This window comes from Pseudonocardia nantongensis (assembly GCF_046546495.1).
GTDB lineage: Bacteria > Actinomycetota > Actinomycetes > Mycobacteriales > Pseudonocardiaceae > Pseudonocardia > Pseudonocardia nantongensis.
In genome coordinates, this window is the sequence record NZ_JBKGXT010000048.1 from 1 (window position 1) to 1,488 (window position 1,488).

Sequence of the window (1,488 nt, forward strand, 5' to 3'; positions counted from 1 at the left end):
GGCTGGGCTGTCAAGCGGCGGTCTGGTGATCGTGCTGGTGGTGCCCCCAGGCGGTGGCTTCGTCGTAGCGGGTTCCGGTCTTGAGGCAGCCGTGCAGGATGCCGACCAGTCGGTTGCTGAGTTGGCGCAGCGCGGCGTGGTGGCCGCTGCCGCGTGCCCGGAGCTGGTCGTAGTAGGCCCGGGCCCCGGGTGAGGCGGTCAGCGCGCAGAACGCCTGCCGGTGCAGCGCGTCGGCCAGGCGCCGGTTGCGGACCCAGCGGGCCAGGGTGACGGTCTTCTTGCCGGAGGCGCGGGTGATCGGCGCGCTGCCGGCGTAGTTCTTCCGCGCCCGGGCCCCGGCGTAGCGGTGTGGGTCGTCGCCGAACTCGGCCAACACCCGGACGCCGAGGATCTCACCGAGCCCGGGCTGGCTGCGGTAGATCTCAACGTCCGGGTGCCGGCCAAAATGGCCCTCCACCTGGCCCTGCAGAGTGGCGATCTCGGTGTTGAACGTGCCGATCACCGCGACCGCGGCGCGCACCGTGGCGGCATAGCCGGCGACCAGCGCCTCCGGCTGGGTCAGCGCCTGCCCGGCCAGCACCGTCTGGATCCGCTCGGCCCTGGCCTCGACGTTGCGACGCCGCGCGCGGTGCAGGGCCTCGCCGATCTGGGAGCGCGACAGCTCGGCTGCGGCGTGCGGGTCCGGGGCCGCGGCCAGCAGTTCGAGAGTATCGGGGGCGGCCAGGTCGTCGAAGGCGATCAGCGCGGCGGGGAAGTACTCCCGCAGCGCCGAACGCAGCCGCAACAGCTGGCGGTGCCGGTCCCAGATCAGGTTCTGGTGCGCCCGCGCGGCCACCTTCAACCCCTCGGCCTGCGCGGAGTCCCCGGCCACCGGTCGGAGCTGGTGACGGTCGGTGCGCACCATGTCGGCCAGGGTGTGCGCATCACCGGCGTCACTCTTGGCCCCCGACATCGAGTACCGCTCCCGGTGCCGGGCGACCTGACGTGGGTTGACCGCATACACCGTGTACCCGGCCGCGACCAGCGCGGCCACCCACGGGCCCCGGTCGGTCTCGATGCCCACCACCACATGCTCGGGGTCAAGGTCGTCACCGGCGAACCGGCCGATCAGCTCGTGGAGCCCGGCGATCCCGTCCACGCCTTCCCGGATGCGCTGCTTACCCAGTCGCTCCCCGGACTCGTTCTGCACCTCCACATCGTGATGGTCTTCAGCCCAGTCGTCACCGACGAACAGCACCGATGCGCCTCCCACCTGTCACACGTCATCAACGCCGTAGCCTGCGGGAGATCGCTCGCGGCCTAATGGATCAGTGCTCGCGCCCTGATCGGCGGGCACGTCATCCCATCAGCGGTCAATGCTCCCGACCACCGGTGGGGGCACGGTCTGACGCTAGGACTGCAGAGCGTCCAGGCAACGAGAGTGCTCGCCCACCGGCGGCTACCGGGCCGGAGCCTGCCTCATCGGGCTCCGCCAGCTGCCATTAGGCA

General features: G+C 71.4%; 1 protein-coding gene. It reads right to left on the minus strand.

The window, feature by feature from the left end; translation table 11 throughout:
- Positions 1-10 precede the first annotated feature (10 nt).
- On the minus strand, positions 11-1,237 hold the full coding sequence (locus tag ACLFMI_RS26725; RefSeq protein WP_410950731.1) for an IS110 family RNA-guided transposase: 1,227 nt from the start codon (positions 1,235-1,237) through the stop codon (positions 11-13).
- Positions 1,238-1,488: the final 251 nt, after the last annotated feature.